The organism is Ureibacillus thermosphaericus (assembly GCF_002370195.2).
In the GTDB taxonomy this organism is placed as follows: Bacteria; Bacillota; Bacilli; order Bacillales_A; family Planococcaceae; genus Ureibacillus; species Ureibacillus thermosphaericus.
The window spans coordinates 1,528,723-1,545,008 of sequence record NZ_AP018335.1 but is presented as its reverse complement, the minus strand read 5'-3'; the positions used below and the strand labels follow the sequence as shown (position 1 = coordinate 1,545,008).

Here is a 16,286-nt window from a genome sequence, read left to right as displayed (position 1 = left end):
GCAGATTAATACTGCTCTTGTGCATAAAATTCCTCAACTTGTGTGGATGCAACACCTGCTCGTGCGGATAGATCAACCCTTTACATCTTTGTAGATAACTTATCTGCTTGTGTGGATACATTCGCAGCTCGTGCGGATAGATTCCCCACTTGTGTGAAAAGCTTCTATTCTTGTGTAGATAACCCCTCAACTCGTGCGGATAACCCTCTAGCTTGTGTGGTTAGCCTAATAACCTTGCACGTTTTCCCTACAATACGTTTCCTCCTCATTATATGGATAAACAGAAATGCTGTACGAAAGACATTGTATATTGGCTTTCGTACAGCTTTTTCATTTAATCTAGCCGAATCGCTCTTCGATTTTTTCCAAAAAGTCTTGATAATGATTCGTATACAATTGGAACGATAAATAAAGTGAGAACTGTTGAACTAAATAAACCACCGATTACGGTAATGGCTAATCCTTTTGAAATTAAACCGCTTCCTTCTTCCTCAAATATAAGCGGAATTAATGCCCCCATTGTTGCAATAGCCGTCATCAATATCGGTCTTAATCGAGTGCTACCCGCCTCTAATATTGCTTCTCGCATCTTCATTCCGTCATATTCCATATGAACGATGCGGTCCACTAAAACAATCGCATTCGTTACAACAATTCCGATTAACATAAGAAGTCCCATCATCACTGAAACGGATATCGTTTCATCAAAAATCCATAGCAATCCTAAGGCTCCTATCACGGTAAAAGGTAAAGAAAATAAAATGGCAAATGGAGCGAGCCCTTCGCTGAACGTTACTACTAATATAAAATAAACAATCGCCACTGCCGCAAGACATGCAAGACCAAGTTTCACAAAAGCTTCTTCCATATCTTTTGTTACTCCTGCAGCTTCAATCTCAACGCCTTTTGGTAATTTTAATTTCTCAAACCTTTCTTCCACTTCCGTAGAAGCTTTCGTAATGTCCTTACTTGTAATCGTACCAGAAACTGTTGCATAAAATTTCCCTTTACTTCGCGAAACTGTATTGGCAACCGTTCCTTTTTTCACTTCAACTATATCTCCAATTGTCACAACACTTCCTGTTGGAGTAGAGAGTGGAGTTTGCAACAACGCTTCAAAGTTTTGTGGTATGATTTTATCTTTGCGAATAATAACATTGACGTCTTCTCCATCTTTTTCAATCGTTGTTAATACTTGTTCCGGCATATGAGGATTTAATAAATAAGCGATTTGTGCAGCTGATAAGTGATATTGCAAGAGGGTTTGTTGATTTACTTTCAATGTATATTCATCAAATCGTTCCGCCAGACTTGTCGAAACATCTTTTACATACTTTGAATCCTGCATTATATCTTCTATTTGCATAACAGCTTCTTCTAAATCAACTTGATCGTTGCCGTAAACTGTATAACTTAATTCGTTATTCGAGACGGACATATTGAAATTTTGATTTTTCCATTTACCAGAATGATCTAAATTGGCTAAGTAATTTTCGATCTCTTTTGTCACTTCATCAAAGTTTTCTGTTTCTTCATTAAAAATTAAGAACATTAAAGCTCCATTATTGCTGCCCATACCCATCATCATATTATCGCTTGAACCGATGGAAAGTTGAACAACCTCCACATCTTCTCTTGCCATCATTTCCTGTTCTACTTCAGACACATTTTGTAATATCGTATCTTCCGTTTCACCCGGCTCTGGTGTATAGGTGATATAAAGCATTTTTTGTTCTTCTGTTGGCAAAAAACTAAAGCCGAGAATAGGAATTAAACATAAGCTTCCAACAAGTAATAAAAAAGCAACAAATGAAGTAATCAGTTTATGATTTAATGTCCAATTTAAAAATTTCCTATAATATTTTGCCAACATGCTTTTGGTGGATCGATGCCCTGTAACTCTATTTTCCTTATATAATTTTTTCTTAAAAAGTGAATGTGAAAATGCTGGTACCACGGTAATTGCTACAAGCAAAGATGCGAGCAATGCAAAGGTTATTGTCAGTGCAAATGGGAGAAATAATTCCCCAATCATCCCTCCAACAAATACTAGTGGTAAAAATACTGCAATGGTAACCAATGTAGAAGATAATATTGGTTTAAACATTTCAATCGTTGCAGAGCTTATTAATGCTCGTCCATATAAAGGTTCGTTTCTTAAATGGAGCCTTCTGTAAATATTTTCAACGACCACAATCGAGTCATCAATAACCCTCCCAATTGCTATCGTCATCGCACCTAATGTCATCATATTTAACGTAATATCTAGAGAATACAAAATCATAAAAGCAATCAATAAAGATAATGGTATGGAAATTACAGAAATCAATGTTGATTTGATATCTCTTAAGAAGAATAAAATGACAACAATTGCTACCACTGCGCCAATAAAGGCTTTATTTAACATGGTTCTGACAGACTGTTCAATTGGTGCACCTTGGTCTAAAGTAACATCAATGATTAACCCTTGAACGGATGACGTTAATTCATTCGCTAACGCTTTCGCTTCCTTAACGACTTCCAGCGTATTGGCATCTTGCGCTTTAACAATTTGTAAAGTGATTGCCTCTCTACCATTCGTTCTTGATACAGACTCCACTTTCCCAACAAAATGAATAGTTGCAATTTCACCTAACGTAACAAAAGGATAAGGGTAAATCTGGGAAGGGGTAATTGGTATAACTATATTCTTTAATCCTTCAATTGTCGTCACTTTACCATCAATTACGATTGATTGCTCTTCATCCTGAAACGGAAATAATCCAAGAGGCACTCGGACGTTGCTCGATTGAATCATTTGTTTTACATTTTCCTCTGTTATCCCAAGAGAAGCCATTTTCTCTTCATTAAAATGTAACTCAATTTCATTTACATGTTGACCTGAAATCGAAACAGACGCCACACCATCAATTCCTTCAAATTTTGGTGCGACAATTTCTTCTACCGTCGTTGTAAGTTCTGCAATATCTTCTGTTTCACTTGAAATACTAAAAGCCAATATTGGAAATGCATTAATTGTTACTCGTGTAATATTTGGCTCCTCTGCATGATCTGGAAGTTTTATTTGTTCAATGGCTGACTTGATTTCCCGTTCGGCATTAACAAGGTCAATACCATACTCAAATTCAATTTGCACATTTGATAAATTGGCATAGGAATTAGAGTATACATTTAGAACTCCTTCTAAGTTTGCAACAACTTTCTCCAAAGGTTCTGAAATTTCTTCCATCACCTGTTTTGGAGTTGCTCCAGGATACACTGTCGTAACCGTAATAACTGGAATTGATATATCAGGAATAGTCTCCATATTCATTTTAGATGTAGAGTATATTCCTGTACCTAAGAAAATGAATGTTAGTAACCAGACAGCTAGTTTATTTCTTAGCACAAATCGAAGAATCCCATTCAATGGTCATTCACCTATCTTTAATGGTTAATTATTTATTTTTATTTTGTGCAATCTCATTTTTTCAATGCTGAAAATTCATCATTTTACGAGCTAGAGAATCAATTCATCATTTCCTATCAATTCGACCAGATATTTGCCAGCATAGAACGAGAAGCTTCAAAAATCGAGTAGGAGGGAGCGATTAACTCCCGTCCTCTCACACCACCGTACGTACGGTTCCGTATACGGCGGTTCAATTAAGATGATTGACGCAAGTCTTTATAACTTCCGTGAATAGCTGTTCTCTTTATGCCAGTGGTCACTCCACCCTCCAAGAGGTCTCCCACGGGATTCACCGCTTCCTTCCTCAAGTGAGGTACTACGTTTTCTGTGTTCATCATGACTCACTGAATGCCAAGGGCTATTCTCTCTTAATTGTTCGGTCCTTCTTAGTAGTTCTAAACCAACTAATACTATGACCTCTGCTGACTTCTGACGGTTCAGCTACTTATCACTAAGTAGGTTATGAAGCGTACTTCACATATCCGCCAGACCTCCCCGGGTAAGAATGTAATCTTTCCTTCCATCTATCTGCTTCATTTACTCTGTACCACCTTTGGCAGAAAGGACTTTGTTTTGTTTAGCAAACTCATCCAATGATACCTAGCCTTATATGAAGTTCGTGTTCCTCAGACCGGAAGTTTGCCGCTCGCTTCCTTCAGATTCCGCGTCACCACGGACACCCTTGCGTTAAGCTAACTGTTACTTCTGCCTTCACAGTTCGGGACTTACACCCTATAGATTACACCCATGCCAGGCGCACTAAAAAAAGCCCTTGTAATGAGTTACAAGGGCTCTAAACTAGTGATTATTTTGAAATAATGTGGATTGGGTTGCCAAGTAATACTTCCGCAGTTTCCATTGTGATTTCGCCTAAAGTTGGATGCGGGTGAATTGTAAGAGCGATGTCTTCAGCTGTCATACCGCCTTCGATTGCTAGGCAGATTTCAGAAATCATGTCAGAAGCACCAGCACCTACAATTTGTCCACCGATGATAAGGCCATCTTCTTTACGTGCAACAAGTTTCACAAAACCTTCTGTTTGATTTAATGCTAATGCACGACCGTTTGCTGCGAATGGGAATTTCGCAACAGTTACTTCGATACCTTCAGCTTTCGCTTGCTCTTCGCTATATCCAACAGATGCCATTTCTGGGTCTGTGAAGCAAACAGCTGGAATTGCTAAGTAGTCAACTACAGATTTATGTCCTGCAATTGCTTCAGCAGCAACTTTTCCTTCATAAGAAGCTTTGTGAGCAAGTTGTGGACCAGGAACAATATCACCGATTGCATAGATATTTGGAATATTTGTACGGCATTGTTTATCAACTTTAATTAATCCTCTTTCGCCAAACTCGATGCCGATTTGTTCAAGACCAAGTTCATCTGTATTTGGTCTGCGTCCAACTGTTACAAGTACGTAATCTGCTTCAACTTTCTTCTCTTCGCCGTTTACTTCATAAGTTACAATTACGCCATCTTTAGTTTCTTCTACACCTTTAGCAAGGGCGTTCACTTCAATTGTAACACCTTTTTTCTTCAGACCTTTTTTCACGATTTGAGTCATTTGTTTCTCAAATCCTGCTAAGATGTCGCTTGCACCTTCAAGGATTGTTACTTCAGTACCAAAGTTTGCATATGCTGTTCCTAATTCTGTACCGATGTATCCTCCACCGATTACAACTAATTTTTTAGGTAATTCTTTTAAGTTTAACGCACCAGTAGAGTTAATTACACGATCAGAATATTTGAATGTTGGGATTTCCACAGGACGAGAACCTGTTGCAATAATTGCATTTTTAAATTTATAAGTTTGAGCTTGGTCGCCATTTACAACGCGAACAGTATTTGCATCAACGAAATAAGCTTCACCTTTTACAACATCAATTTTATTTCCTTTTAATAGACCAGCTACTCCACCTGTAAGTTTTTTTACTACGCTGTCTTTGAAAGCTTGCACTTTTTCAAAATCAAGTTTTACATCAGAAGTAATAACACCCATATCATCTGAATGTTTTGCTTGTTCGTAGCGGTGAGCAACTGAAATTAACGCTTTTGATGGAATACATCCAACGTTTAAGCATACTCCGCCCACTTCATTTTTTTCAACAACTGTTACTTTTTGTCCAGTTTGTGCTGCACGAATTGCTGCAACATATCCACCAGGACCTGCTCCAACTACAAGAGTGTCGATTTCGATTGGAAAATCTCCTACTACCATTTGTTACGCCTCCATTAATAAAAGTTCAGGATCACTTAGTAAACGCTTCAAATAATTTAAAGCATTTTGAGCTAAAGCTCCATCGATCATACGATGATCAAAGCTCAATGATAATGCTAACATAGGTGCTGCTATAATTTCACCTTCTTTTATTATAGGCTTTTCTGAAATTCTTCCAAGTCCTAAAATTGCTATTTCTGGATGATTAATCACTGGTGTGAACCATTGGCCTCCAGCAGAGCCTATATTTGTGATGGACATTGAGCCGCCTTTCATCTCGTTTGGAGCAAGTTTTCCTTCACGCGCTTTTGTTGCTAAATCATTGATTTCGGACGCAATTGTAAAAATTGATTTTCTGTCCGCATGTTTGATAACTGGAACAAGCAACCCACGTTCAGTATCGGCAGCAATTCCAACATTATAATAATGTTTTTGAATAATTTCTTGTGTTGCATCGTCAAATGAACGATTAAATTCTGGGAATTCTCTCAACATTGCCACTAACGCTTTTACCACATAAGGTAAATATGTTAACTTGACGCCTTTTTCAGCCGCAACATCTTTGAATTTTTTGCGATGAGCGACTAAATTCGAAACATCTACTTCGTCCATTAAAGTTACATGAGGAGCCGTTTGTTTGGAATGAACCATTGCTTTTGCAATCGCTTTGCGAATTCCAGATATTTTTTCTCTCGTCTCTGGGAATTCACCTTCCAACACAGGAATTTGTGGAATTTCTGCAACCGCTTCTTGTTTTTCTTCCACAACTTTCGGCGCTTCTTGAACAGTTTGCCCGCCTTCCATATAACGAATGATATCCTCTTTTAAGATACGACCGTTTTTCCCTGTACCTTCCACTAATTGAATATCAACACCGTTCTCTCTAGCAAACTTGCGAACGGAAGGCATCGCGATTACACGTTTAGCAACTTCAATTTCAGAAGATAGTGGTACTTCCTTTGTTTCCTGTTGTTTCGTATCTTCTACTTTTCCATCTTCTGCTGTCGCTTGAACTTGCGCTTCAGTTTTAGATGAATCTTCCTCAACGTGCGCATCACCTTTAAATTGCATGTTTTCATAACCTGGTGCATCTAAGCGAATGAGCACATCTCCAACGACAGCTACACTGCCTTCATCGACTAAAATTTCTTCTACTTTACCTGCAACAGGAGAAGGAATTTCCACTACTGCTTTATCGTTTTGAATCTCACATAAAATATCGTCCTCATTTACCTCATCACCTGGTTTCACAAACCATTTTACGATTTCACCTTCGTGGATTCCTTCGCCGATATCTGGCATACGAAATTCAAACGCCATTACGTCCACCCTTTCATCAATTAGAATGTTAAAACTTTTTTCGCTGTTTCGATAATGTCTTTGTAATTAGGTAACCAAACATTTTCAGCTTGCGGGAACGGATAAATTGTATCTGGTGCTGCCACTCGAAGTACCGGAGCTTCTAAACTTAATACCGCTCTTTCCATGATTTCCGAAACGACATTTGCCGCGATTCCAGCTTGCTTTTGTGCTTCTTGAACAACAATTGCACGATTTGTTTTTTCTACAGAAGCAATGATTGTGTCAATATCAAGTGGTTGCACTGTGCGAAGGTCCACTACTTCTACAGAGTATCCTTCTTTCTCTAATTCTTCTGCAGCTTTTAAGCTTTCATGCACCATTAATCCGTAAGCGAAAATGGATAAATCTTTTCCTTCTCGTTTTACATCTGCTTTACCAATTGGAATTGTATAAGCTTCTTCAGGCACTTCTTGACGGAATGAACGATATAGTTTTAGATGCTCTAAAAAGATAACCGGATCATTATCGCGAATAGCTGAAATTAACAACCCTTTCGCATCATATGGCGTTGAAGGAATCACAACTTTTAAGCCCGGTTGTTGAGCCATTAATCCTTCTAAACTATCAGAGTGCATTTCAGGCGTGTGTACACCGCCTCCAAATGGTGAGCGAATCGTAATTGGCATATTAAACGTACCGCCAGTGCGGAAACGATAACGAGCAATTTGTCCGCTAATGGAATCCATTACTTCATATACGAAACCGAAGAATTGAATTTCCGGAACTGGACGAAATCCTTGTAAAGCTAAACCGATTGCAAGACCACCGATTCCTGATTCAGCAAGAGGAGTATCGAATACCCGATCCACTCCAAATTCCTTTTGTAAACCTTCAGTTGCTCGGAATACCCCGCCGTTTACACCGACGTCTTCCCCGAACACTAACACATTTTCATCATTTTTCAATTCTGTGCGTAAAGCATCAGTAATCGCTTGAATCATCGTCATTTGTGCCATAGGTTACTTCGACTCCTTTGCTTTATAGATTTCGTATTGTTCTTTTAGATTGAAAGGCAGCTCCTCATGCATGATGGAGATTAAGTCAGTTACTGTTTGTTTTGGAGCTTGGTCCGCTAATTTAATCGCTTCTTTGATTTCTTCTTTCGCTCTTTCAATCACTTCTGTTTCTTTCTCTTCAGACCAGAGTCCTTTGCCTTCTAAATATTTACGGAAACGTACAATTGGGTCTTTTTTCGCCCATTCATTATCAATATCTTCTGTACGATAACGCGTTGGATCGTCCCCTGACATTGTATGCGGTCCGTAACGGTAACAAATTGTTTCAATTAATGTCGGACCTTCACCAGCTACAGCACGCTCACGTGCATCTTTTGTTGCTACATAAACAGCTAATGGATCCATTCCATCTACTTGAACACATGGAATACCTGCTGCAATTCCTTTTTGTGCAAGTGTTTTTGCAGCTGTTTGTATGTCACGAGGAGTAGAAATCGCATATTGGTTATTTTGAATAAAGAAGATTGCTGGCGCTTTGTATGCCCCTGCAAAGTTGATACCTTCATAGAAGTCACCTTGAGATGAACCACCGTCACCTGTATATGTTACTGCTACATTCTTTCCGCCGCGCTTCTTAATTCCTAAAGCAACCCCAGCTGCTTGAATGTATTGGGCACCAATAATAATTTGAGGAGGTAAAATATTTACACCTTCAGGAATTTGGTTTCCAATGAAATGTCCACGGCTAAATAAGAATGCTTTCCATAACGGTAAGCCATGCCAAACGATTTGAGGAACATCTCTGTAACCTGGTAAAATCCAGTCATCTTTTTCCAATGCAAAGTGGGAAGCTAATTGGGAAGCTTCTTGTCCTGCAGTTGGCGCATAGAATCCAAGTCGTCCTTGTCGATTTAGAGAAATAGAACGCTGGTCTAAAACTCTTGTGTAAACCATGCGAGTCATCAGTTCTACCAATTCTTCATCAGACAATTTTGGTTCATACTCTGGGTTCACAACTTCTCCGTTTTCATTTAAAATTTGAAACATTTCAAATTTGCTTTCAACATCTTGTAATACACCTTTTGGATCAAAAACTTTCCCACTCATAAAACACCTCTCCTTTATCTGTATCATTTTTTATAACCCGAAAATTGATACAACCTTCAATTTACTACAGTATATATTACCATAATACAATCGGTCAATCGTTGTTTTTTCTTTTCAATTCAAAATTATGCTAGTTATTTGAATTTATCACAAAAAACATTCTGTTATACCACAAAACAAACTTGTATTATAACAGTTTAATTTTTTGACAAAATTAATATGATATGCTCATAAAATAATCCGTTGTACGAAATTCATTATCGCCTATAAATGACATATAATATTCATTGAAACATCTATTTGAAAAAGAAATTGACATATGGTATTTTTAAATAGAAAAACCTTCATTTTGATAGAGAAATTGAAAGGAAGTAAAATATGATTTTAATGAAAGATATTGTCCGTGAAGGTCACCCTGCTTTAAGAATGAAAGCAGAAGAGATGAAATTCCCGTTATCAGATGAAGAGCGTAAATTAGCAGAGGATATGTTGCAGTTTTTAAAAAATAGTCAAGATCCGGAAATAGCAGAAAAATATGAATTGCGTTCTGGAATAGGGCTTGCAGCAAACCAAGTAAATTGTTTAAAAAGAATGTTTGCCCTTCATATTGAAGAAGAAAATGGAGAAACACTCAGCTTTGTCGCAATCAACCCAAAAATCGTCAGCCATTCTGCTGAAAAAACTTACTTACCTAATGGTGAGGGTTGCTTATCCGTTGACCGCAATGTTCCTGGGTATGTTCCTCGATATGCACGGATTACGGTAAAATTCTTCACTGTTGATGGCGAAGAGAAAAAAATGCGTTTAAAAGGTCGTCCAGCGATATGTTTTCAACACGAATTGGACCATTTAAACGGGATTATGTTTTATGATCATATTAATAAAGAAGATCCGTTTGCTCCTATTCCAGATGCTTTTCCTTTTGAAGGTTAATAAGCATAAAAAAGAAAACCCTAAAAGCACCAATTTTGTCTTCAGTGCTTTTGGGGTTTCTACTTGTATGAGACAAATGCCGAGACTTCGAAAAGTCATCATGCATATAAATAGATTAGATGATTTCTAATTTTTTCATCACTTTCGCAAGCCCATCATTGTCAACATGTTCACCTACAACATCAGCTACTTCTTTTACTTGTTCTTTGGCATTACCCATTGCTACCCCTATACCAACTGCTTGAAGCATTTCAATGTCGTTTAATCCATCACCAAAAGCAATGGCATTTTCAATGGGAATATTCATTTTTTCCAATACTTTTTTAATCCCTCTCGCTTTTGAACCGTCTTTTGGAAGGATATCGCAAGAGTACGGATGCCAGCGAACAAATTTAACATTTGAAAATGTTTCGTGATAAATCGCTTCCTCTTCTTCTTCCATAAAAATAAGTGTTTGATAGACAGCATTTTCTTTATAAAAATGAGGATTAATTTCGGGATACGGGTAGCGTAACGATAGTAAACTTTGTTCGATTTTTTTGTTTCCTTCTGTTGTAGCAATCATTTTTTCGTCATCAATAAATACAACAGGATGATTGCGCATAGATCCGAATTCAATGATTTCCGTTAAATCGTCTTGTGGAACACTATCTGTAAAAATCACTTCATTTTTATAAACAACATATTGTCCATTAAAAGTTATAAAAGTATCAATCTCTAACTCTTTTAAAATCGATTGAATCATAAAAGGAGCTCGACCTGTAGCAATGGCAATTTCATAACCGTTCCTCTTTGCTTGATAAATTGCATCCTTCGCAGATGGAGGCAATCTTTTCTTACTATTATAAAGTGTACCATCTACATCAAAAAACAGAACCTTCTTCATTGTCACTAACCCTTCTAATGCATATTTATATGTAAATGAAAAATACTTTACATATATATAATTCTACCTTATACTTTAAACTAAGGAGTGATGTGCCATGTTAAAAAGACTCAAAAAGAAACTTTTGAAGCGTCTTAATGGCATCCTCGGTAAAAAATCAATCGCTTAAGCCCTTCAAAAACGGAGGGCTTTTCTTTATTTTAAAAGATTCACATGATAATATAAAGGAAATGCATTTTATTTCGCCATGTTACAAATTTGAAATTTTGGTATATAATGAATATTTCTTAATAAATGAGTTAATTTCATAACTCCAAACCCTTGTCTCACAAGGGTTTCAAAACAATAAAAAACGAGCACCTCCCCAAAATGGTATAATTTAAGTGACCAAACCAAAATTATCCACGAGGTGAATGCCCTATGACTATTGTAAAGCAAATGCGTCTATTTGACATCCATGAATTAATGGAAATGGAAAGTTCTCGTCGTTTCGATGCGATTTTAGCCACATTCGACTTACAACCGATTTTTCAGCTATTTCGTAAAAAGACGATGTATGGCGCACCACGAGAATTAAACTACGGTGCGATGGTGCAGTCACTTGTCATTCGGATTGTCGAGCGTATTCCAACTGTGAAAGATTTGGTCAAACGGTTGAAATATGACATTCTATTTCGTTTAGATTGCGGTTTTCTGCTCTCTGACTTTATTCCTTCTGAAGCCTCTTATTCACGTATGGTCAACGTGATTAGTGATTCGGATGCCTTCGTACAAATGAATGATCGAGTGATTCAAGCCGCTTTCACAGAAGGCTTTTTAAACGATGCGCATCTAACAGAAGATGCCACACATTTCGAAGCACGTGACGCAGCGAAGCCAACAGAAAAAAAGGAAAAAACACCAAAGAAACGCGGGCGCAAATCAAAAGCAGAGCGCGAAGCCTGGCTGTTAGAACAAGCAGAAATCGAAGCGAATCAGTCAACTTATGAAAAGAAAATGGAAACACAACTCACCGTGCCCACTGCGACACTTTTACAAGACATGCCCATCGAACCGAAGTGGGGCGTGAAGAAAAATAGTGACGGTAAAAACACGTTTTGGTTTGGCTATAAAGCGCATTTAGCCGTGTCTACGAAAAGCCAGTACATTGTCGCAGGTGTGATGTCTTCTGCTAATTTAAGCGACAGTAAAGCAGCCATTCCTTTACTGAAAAAGGTAGCGGACGTTTTACCGAATCAGTTTACGACCGTGATTTTAGACAAGGGGTACGATTATGAGCCTATTTACCGTCAAATCTTAAATCAAGGGATGAACCCTGTGATTCCTTATGTGAAACGGCGTGAATCCGAGCTACTAGGCTTTGACGAACATTTCCGTCCAACGTGCGTGCGCGAACATAGCTACTGTTACGATAGCTTCGACAAGAAATATCAAAGCTTAAAATTCACACGCCCAAAGGAATGTGGAACCTGTCCATTACGTGACGATTCACTGTGCCAAAAAGTCTTTAAAATCAAGTGTAAAACCGATATCCGCAAATATACGTATCCGGCAAGAGGTTCGGATTTATGGAAGCAACTCTATAAAGAACGCTCAGCTGTCGAACGTGTAAATGCGTATTTAAAAGAATACTTTCAATTAGATAATGTCCGTCATCGTTCTGGGAAAAAAGCAAAGCTGCATTTCCAGATGGTGATGTTTAGTTATAATGCCTGCAAGTTAGCAGCAGATCGAGTAAACGCCCAATTACAAAACCAACAGTCAGCAGCCTAATTTTTAAAAATAGCTATTTCGAAATTGGGTTCGTCTAAGCTATTGAAAAAAGTGACTTATGAAATTGATTCAAATTTTGTCACTTTAACTAATAGGCCACTTCATGCAGATGGTTGTGAAGATATAAACCATTTGCGTTAATATAATAAATACCAATTGATTATATTCGTAAAAAGTGGAAAAATAATAAATGCAAAAAATGTTCGGTTAAAGAGGGAGAGAAAAGATGATTTACAAAGTGTATTATCAAGAAAATCCAGATGAAGTACCAGTTCGCGAAAATACGAAAAGCCTCTATCTAGAAGCTAATTCAGAACGAGAAGTCCGCGAATATTTAAAAGATCGCCACATTTTGATTGAATATATCCAATTACTTGAGGGCAATTATTTAGAATATGAAAAAAATAGCCCGAATTTCCGTTTGGAGAATGCATAATCTATATGAAATTTGTAAAAAATGATCAAACTGCCGTTTTTGCTCTTGGCGGACTGGGCGAAATCGGCAAAAATACTTATGGAGTACAATTTCAAGATGAAATTATTATCATCGATGCAGGGATTAAATTCCCTGAAGATGATTTGCTAGGAATCGATTATGTAATTCCTGACTATACTTATTTAGTACGTAATGCCGATAAAATTAAAGGCCTATTTATAACTCATGGCCATGAAGACCATATCGGTGGAATACCGTATTTATTGCGCCAAGTAAATGTACCTGTGTACGGTGGAAAACTTGCCCTTGGGCTTTTGCGCAATAAATTAGAAGAACACGGTTTACTACGTCAAACGAAACTGATTGAAATTAAAGAAGATGATGTCATTAAATTCCGAAAAACATCTGTTAGTTTCTTTAGAACAACACATAGTATTCCAGATGCATTTGGAATCGTTGTAAAAACACCGCCTGGAAATATCGTTCATACTGGTGACTTTAAATTTGATTTTACACCAGTGGGTGAACCAGCCAACTTAACGAAAATGGCAGAAATCGGACGCGATGGCGTGCTTTGTTTATTATCGGACAGCACAAACGCAGAAGTACCTAACTTTACAATGTCAGAACGAAAAGTTGGTGAAAGCATCCACGATATTTTCCGTAAAGTTGAAGGACGTATTATTTTTGCAACGTTCGCTTCCAATATCCATCGACTTCAACAAGTAACAGATGCAGCTGCTCAATATGGAAGAAAAATTGCAGTTTTCGGACGATCGATGGATAATGCTATTTCCATTGGTCGAGAATTAGGATACATTACTGCACCAAAAGAAACGTTCGTTGACGCTCAAACAATCAATCGCCTACCAGCAAATGAAGTAATGATTTTGTGTACAGGCTCTCAAGGCGAACCAATGGCGGCTTTATCGCGAATTGCTAATGGTACTCACCGTCAAATTCAAATTCAGCCAGGAGATACAGTTGTATTCTCCTCTTCGCCTATTCCTGGCAATACGATTAGCGTCAATAAAATTATTAACTTATTATACCGTGCTGGTGCAGAAGTCATTCATGGATCTATTAACAATATTCATACTTCAGGTCACGGTTCCCAAGAAGAACAAAAATTAATGCTTCGCTTAATGAAGCCAAAATTCTTCATGCCAATTCACGGTGAATATCGCATGTTAAAAATGCATACGAAACTTGCTATTGATTGCGATGTACCGGCTGAAAATACATTTGTAATGGAAAATGGAGATGTACTTGCACTCAGCTCAAACGAAGCTTACGTTGCAGGACGCATCCCTTCAGGCGATGTTTACATTGATGGAAGCGGAATTGGTGATATCGGAAATATCGTGTTGCGCGATCGCCGAATTCTTTCCGAAGAAGGATTAGTCATTGTTGTTGTTAGCGTAGATATGAAACAACAAAAAATTGTAGCAGGTCCTGATATTATTTCTAGAGGTTTTGTTTATATGCGTGAATCTGCTACACTAATTAGCGAAGCACAGAAAATGCTTGCAGATCATTTAGCAGAAATGATTCAAGAAAAATCTCAATGGACAGAATTAAAAAATGAGATAACAGATATTTTATCTCCATATTTATTTGAAAAAACTAAACGTAGACCAATGATTTTACCAATCATTATGGAAGTATAAAAATCTGAGGCTGTCTAGAAAAATTAACCTTCTAGACAGCCTTATTTCTTCGATTCATGTTGTCATTCAATTTTATATATTGCTAACTCGCTTCCTTCTTTCTTTATCAATTGACTATTATGTCGGCTATTTTGACTATTATCCTCTCGTGAATGACTATTATCTGCGGAAGTTTGGCTATTATCTTCCTTTGCTCTCGGCTTTTTTTATCGATTGGCTATTATGTTCGTTCCTTTGACTATTATCCTCTCGTGAATGACTATTATCTTCGGAAGTTTGACTATTATCGCCCATCGATTGCGGCTTTTTTTATCGATTGGCTATTATGTTTGCTCCTTTGACTATTATCCTCTTGTGAATGACTATTATCTTCGGAAGTTTGACTATTATCTCCCTTTGCTCACGGCTTTTTTTATCGTTTGGCTATTATGTTCACTACTTTGACTATTATCCTCTCGTGAATGACTATTATCTTCGGAAGTTTGACTATTATCTCCCTTTGCTCTCGGCTTTTTTTATCGTTTGGCTATTATGTTTGCTCCTTTGACTATTATCCTCTTGTGAATGACTATTATCTTCGGAAGTTTGACTATTATCTCCCTTTGCTCACGGCTTTTTTTATCGTTTGGCTATTATGTTCACTACTTTGACTATTATCCTCTCGTGAATGACTATTATCTTCGGAAGTTTGACTATTATCTCCCTTTGCTCTCGGCTTTTTTTATCGATTGGCTATTATGTTCACTACTTTGACTATTATCCTCTCGTGAATGACTATTATCTGCGGAAGTTTGACTATTATCTCCCATCACAAATTTTTTTATCGCTTGACTATTATCTCCACAAGTTAACCTTTAAGAAAATAAATAAATGTTATAAACATAATTCATAATTTTCATTTTTTATTTTGGGTTACAACTTGTACAATGTCTCTAAAACAAAAAGAGGAATGTTTATGTCTACTATTCAGAAAGATCATTGGAATCCCGTACTTTATGATGAACAGCATTCTTTTGTATCAAAATTTGGGAGCAGTTTAATTGATTATTTAGCTCCGAAAAAGGGGGAAAACATTCTAGATGTTGGTTGTGGTTCAGGAGATTTAGCTCAAAAATTGCAAATACCGGAGCAAGTGTTATAGGAATTGATTTAAGTGAAAACATGATTGCAAAGGAAAAGAGAAATATCCTTACCTGACCTTTTTGGTGAGAGATATTACAAAACTGGATTATCATAATGAGTTTGATACTCTTTTTTCAAATGCCACATTACACTGGATCAATGAACCAGAAAAAGCGCTTACAAATATTTTCAAAAGTTTAAAAAAGGAGGAAGATTTATCGCTGAGTTTGGTGGGAAAGGTAATGTCCAAATGATTACTCAAGAAATCATCAATCAAATCAAAAGTGCAGGAATAGAAAAAGAAATTTCTTTTCCTTGGTACTTCCCGAGCATTGGAGAATATAGCACATTAATGGAATAAATGGGTTTTCA

The 16,286-nt window shown here is 37.3% G+C and carries 13 protein-coding genes; 6 read left to right on the top strand and 7 right to left on the bottom strand.

The window, feature by feature from the left end:
• Nucleotides 1-334: 334 nt before the first annotated feature.
• From UtA1_RS07365 to pdhA, 6 genes are all read right to left on the bottom strand, one after another.
• Entirely contained in the window at nt 335-3,409 is a 3,075-nt protein-coding gene (locus UtA1_RS07365; RefSeq protein ID WP_096550559.1) for an efflux RND transporter permease subunit, read from the bottom strand.
• A 236-nt stretch (nt 3,410-3,645) separates the two neighbouring features.
• Nucleotides 3,646-3,789, bottom strand: coding sequence for a hypothetical protein (locus UtA1_RS17105; protein ID WP_172597779.1), 144 nt, complete (start codon nt 3,787-3,789; stop codon nt 3,646-3,648).
• 467 nt (nt 3,790-4,256) lie between these two features.
• A complete protein-coding gene (lpdA, locus tag UtA1_RS07355) occupies nt 4,257-5,669 on the bottom strand; it encodes a dihydrolipoyl dehydrogenase (RefSeq protein ID WP_016838298.1) in 1,413 nt (470 codons plus the stop codon).
• Nucleotides 5,670-5,672: 3 nt separating this feature from the next.
• On the bottom strand, nt 5,673-6,989 hold the full coding sequence (locus tag UtA1_RS07350; RefSeq protein WP_096550558.1) for a dihydrolipoamide acetyltransferase family protein: 1,317 nt from the start codon (nt 6,987-6,989) through the stop codon (nt 5,673-5,675).
• 20 nt (nt 6,990-7,009) lie between these two features.
• Nucleotides 7,010-7,987 carry an alpha-ketoacid dehydrogenase subunit beta gene (locus UtA1_RS07345; RefSeq protein WP_016838296.1) on the bottom strand — a complete coding sequence of 326 codons (978 nt, stop codon included), beginning with the start codon at nt 7,985-7,987 and terminating at the stop codon, nt 7,010-7,012.
• A gap of 3 nt (nt 7,988-7,990) precedes the next feature.
• Entirely contained in the window at nt 7,991-9,094 is a 1,104-nt protein-coding gene (gene pdhA / locus UtA1_RS07340; protein ID WP_016838295.1) for a pyruvate dehydrogenase (acetyl-transferring) E1 component subunit alpha, read from the bottom strand.
• 378 nt (nt 9,095-9,472) lie between these two features.
• On the opposite strand from pdhA, the gene def reads away from it, so the two are divergent.
• Nucleotides 9,473-10,027, top strand: a complete 555-nt coding sequence (gene def / locus UtA1_RS07335) for a peptide deformylase (RefSeq protein WP_096550557.1) — start codon at nt 9,473-9,475, stop codon at nt 10,025-10,027.
• Between the two features lie 115 nt (nt 10,028-10,142).
• Here the strand turns inward: def and UtA1_RS07330 are convergent, their stop codons facing one another.
• A complete protein-coding gene (locus UtA1_RS07330; protein ID WP_096550556.1) occupies nt 10,143-10,913 on the bottom strand; it encodes a Cof-type HAD-IIB family hydrolase in 771 nt (256 codons plus the stop codon).
• Between the two features lie 420 nt (nt 10,914-11,333).
• On the opposite strand from UtA1_RS07330, the gene UtA1_RS07325 reads away from it, so the two are divergent.
• The 5 genes from UtA1_RS07325 to UtA1_RS17900 all read left to right on the top strand — a co-directional run bounded on the left by UtA1_RS07325 (nt 11,334) and on the right by UtA1_RS17900 (nt 16,168).
• Nucleotides 11,334-12,686 carry a transposase gene (locus tag UtA1_RS07325; protein WP_096549708.1) on the top strand — a complete coding sequence of 451 codons (1,353 nt, stop codon included), beginning with the start codon at nt 11,334-11,336 and terminating at the stop codon, nt 12,684-12,686.
• A gap of 226 nt (nt 12,687-12,912) precedes the next feature.
• Nucleotides 12,913-13,122: a DNA-dependent RNA polymerase subunit epsilon gene (locus UtA1_RS07320; RefSeq protein ID WP_016838289.1), complete on the top strand. Its 210-nt coding sequence runs from the start codon at nt 12,913-12,915 to the stop codon at nt 13,120-13,122.
• 5 nt (nt 13,123-13,127) lie between these two features.
• Nucleotides 13,128-14,792 carry a ribonuclease J1 gene (rnjA, locus tag UtA1_RS07315; protein WP_016838287.1) on the top strand — a complete coding sequence of 555 codons (1,665 nt, stop codon included), beginning with the start codon at nt 13,128-13,130 and terminating at the stop codon, nt 14,790-14,792.
• A 955-nt stretch (nt 14,793-15,747) separates the two neighbouring features.
• Nucleotides 15,748-15,933, top strand: a complete 186-nt coding sequence (locus UtA1_RS17905) for a class I SAM-dependent methyltransferase (protein WP_331855258.1) — start codon at nt 15,748-15,750, stop codon at nt 15,931-15,933.
• 64 nt (nt 15,934-15,997) lie between these two features.
• Complete coding sequence (locus tag UtA1_RS17900; RefSeq protein ID WP_331855257.1) at nt 15,998-16,168, top strand: methyltransferase domain-containing protein; 171 nt, start codon at nt 15,998-16,000, stop codon at nt 16,166-16,168.
• Nucleotides 16,169-16,286: the final 118 nt, after the last annotated feature.